This is a genomic window from Mycobacterium sp. SMC-21 (assembly GCF_045310825.1).
Taxonomy (GTDB): Bacteria; Actinomycetota; Actinomycetes; order Mycobacteriales; family Mycobacteriaceae; genus Mycobacterium.
Genome location: NZ_JBJIAO010000084.1, coordinates 1 through 2690, shown reverse-complemented (window position 1 = coordinate 2690; position 2690 = coordinate 1). Strand labels below are relative to the sequence as shown.

The following is a 2690-nucleotide window of genomic DNA, read 5'->3' as shown; positions in this document are numbered from 1 at the left end:
AGATCATCCTCGGGAAGGTGCGCCCTTTCCTACGCCGCCTCGCCGAGGCTCATCCACAGGTTCTGATCATTGCTCCGACCTGCTTGCCGTACGTACACAGAGCCTTAGTGAGTTCCGCCGAAGCCTCGGCGCGCTCAAGCTCATCAATGTCGTCGCCACCCGCCGATAGCGTCTCAAGCTTCCACACCTTCACCTCGGCAATACCGGCCAGTGCACGTGTGAGAATCACGCCATCGGCCATGTTGGCCAGCTCTCGCTCGGTGTTCGAATGGCGGGTTCGCGCTCTCTTAACCATGGCCGAACGATAGAACCCCGCCCTGGTTCGCGGCCACCACCGCAAGCACATTCGCCCGAAAGTCCAACGAGTCATCGACACGCTGACCTCGCGCGGTCGCGCGCACTTGGCTCCGACCGACATCCTCTCCCCGCCCATAAGAACATCGCGGCTGTCGCCTACCGCCACGCTTCAGCACCAGACGAGCACACACCTCTTGCACTCCGGGAAGCGGTGGACCGAATGTCGACGGACGATATTCTGCCCCCCAGGAAAGCGACGCGTGGTGGCCTCCGCACCGCGAGGATGGCGAGGCTCGCCGAGATTAGACGTCTTCGGTGGAAACACTCATTTAAGCGTCGCGAAGCTCGAACCCGAGGTCATTGAGTTCGTCGTAGAGGGTGCGGGCCCACAGATGCGGATCCTCATTCAGGCTGGCGATGGCCTTCGGCTCAGACAGTCACGGCCCGGCCGGGCCGTTCCCCGGGGTGTTTAACCAGGTCAAGGCCCGTAACCTCGACAAGTTTGATCCTTGTGTGGGAAAATCCCACACATGGACCACCTGACGCTTGGACAACGGGTTGCCCGAGCGCGAGAACACGCCGGTATACCTCAGAGCAAGCTCGCCGAAATGGTGAAAATGGAGCGTACGGCACTGGGTCGAGCCGAGAAAGGCGAGCGGAAGCTTGCTATGACGGAGATGGTGGCTATCGCAGAGGCCCTGCGTCGACCTCTAGCTTTTTTCGTAAGCGAACCCTTGCCGGCAGTAGTCAGTCGCAGGTCCGATAACACACGTTCAGACGAGACTTCACAGGCCCTCGACGACGAGATAGAGGTGTTCGCCAGCGATGCGCAAACGTTGTTCGATCTTGGTTTGCTTCAGGCCGTAACCAGAAGTCAAGAGGTCCGGACACCTCAGGACTTCTCTCAAGCTGAGGATCTAGCGCGGCGAGTGCGCGATCGCCTTCAGTTGGACACTGGCCCGATTTACCACCTAGCTGACGTTTGCGAGCGGGTGGGCCTAGTCACCTACGCCGCCGCGCTAGGGGAAAACGGCCCAGATGGCGGGTGTGTCGAGGTTCGCGATGGGCTGGCGGTTTCGGTCGTCAACGGAGAAGCCAAATCCGGAAGACGGCGTATGACGCTCGCACACGAACTGGGCCACTGGATTTGTGGCGATGCGTACGACGGCTCGACTGGCGACGATCACGAGAAGATGATCAACGCATTCGCCATCCATTTTCTCGCCCCACGCGCGGGAGTTCAAAAAATATGGAACGAGCACGACGAGTGGAGTGTTCGCGATCGTGCCCTGGCGGTGGGATCAATATTCAGGCTGAGTTGGTCAGCTGTCGTCAGCCAGCTGAGAAATCTAGGTTTGATCTCGTACGAGACGCGGCAGTCCCTGCTCGACCGAGAGCCTCGCCATGGCGATTACGTCGCACTCAAGTTGTCATGGGACGACGAGCCAAAATGTCCCTACGTCTCGCCGGGTTTCGCAGCGGCTTGCGTAGAGGGCTACACATCGGGCCGGCTGACCGCAGCGCGAACCATCGAGTTGCTACGCGGAACAATGAAACGCGAAGACCTACCGGAACGGGAGGCAGAATCCCTCGATAGCGTGCGAAAGCTATTCGCGGTTGGCGGTGACTGAGGGCACGCAGTGGGTGATGGACACCAGCACTTTCACTCACTTCTGCCGGGCTGGATACGGGCACATCCTGCAAGCATTGGCGCCGCAGGGTGTGGTGCTCATCCCGCGTGAAGTCGAACTGGAAATCGATGCAGCTAGAAATCTGCACGTCGGCGTGCCCACCGTGGGTTCCACGACGTGGGCCGGTCGGATATTCCTAACCTCAGATGAGGAGTGGACGGCGATGCAAGTGAAAGTAGTGCTTGGAGGCGGCACTAAAGAACACATGGGCGAATGTGCGGTGATTGCGTGCGCGAAGCATCGCAAACTCGTTGCTGTGATTGACGAGCGCGCCGCTGTGGCAGAAGCAATCGCGCGCAAAGTTCCGTTTCTAGACACGATGAGACTCGTTGCAAATGCGCACAAATCCATCTTTGATCAAGACGAGAGCAAGACTGTCGCCCTGGTTGACGCACTCCTGGGAACCGGGATGTGGTTGCCAGTGAAGTCGGGATCTGAGTTGTTCGGCTGAATCTAGGAGCGAGTCCGCCTGCCTGAATTGAAAGCTTCGCCCGTCTGTCGCCCCCATCGTGCGCTTGCCATAAGCGCCGCTGCATTCGGCGTCGTATCGGCGGTCCTTATTCCGGCTCCAGGAGAGCGCAATCACCAGACGATCCGAAGGACGCAATGGGGGCCATCGAAGGTTGGGACTTGACCCCGTGTGTTGGACACGCTGAATCCCGCAAGGTTGGCGGGGGAAGCGAGATGATCCACCACGATGGC

3 protein-coding genes are annotated in these 2690 nt (G+C 59.6%); 2 read left to right on the top strand and 1 reads right to left on the bottom strand.

The genetic code is table 11. From position 1 onward, the window contains the following. Positions 1 to 49: 49 nt before the first annotated feature. Positions 50 to 295, bottom strand: a complete 246-nt coding sequence (locus ACJH6H_RS29590; protein WP_406776377.1) for a hypothetical protein — start codon at positions 293 to 295, stop codon at positions 50 to 52. Positions 296 to 827: 532 nt separating this feature from the next. Between ACJH6H_RS29590 and ACJH6H_RS29585 the strand changes: the two genes are divergently transcribed. Further along, entirely contained in the window at positions 828 to 1928 is a 1101-nt protein-coding gene (locus tag ACJH6H_RS29585) for a helix-turn-helix domain-containing protein (protein ID WP_406776376.1), read from the top strand. Between the two features lie 16 nt (positions 1929 to 1944). Continuing rightward, positions 1945 to 2439 (top strand): hypothetical protein, encoded by a 495-nt coding sequence (locus ACJH6H_RS29580; protein ID WP_406776375.1) that lies wholly within the window; start codon positions 1945 to 1947, stop codon positions 2437 to 2439. Positions 2440 to 2690 lie beyond the last annotated feature (251 nt).

Bases quoted from the DNA above. Each gene is read 5' to 3' on its own strand.
- ACJH6H_RS29590 (WP_406776377.1), bottom strand. From the start codon at position 295: ATGGTTAAGAGAGCGCGAACCCGCCATTCGAACACCGAGCGAGAGCTG.
- ACJH6H_RS29585 (WP_406776376.1), top strand. From the start codon at position 828: ATGGACCACCTGACGCTTGGACAACGGGTTGCCCGAGCGCGAGAACAC.
- ACJH6H_RS29580 (WP_406776375.1), top strand. From the start codon at position 1,945: ATGGACACCAGCACTTTCACTCACTTCTGCCGGGCTGGATACGGGCAC.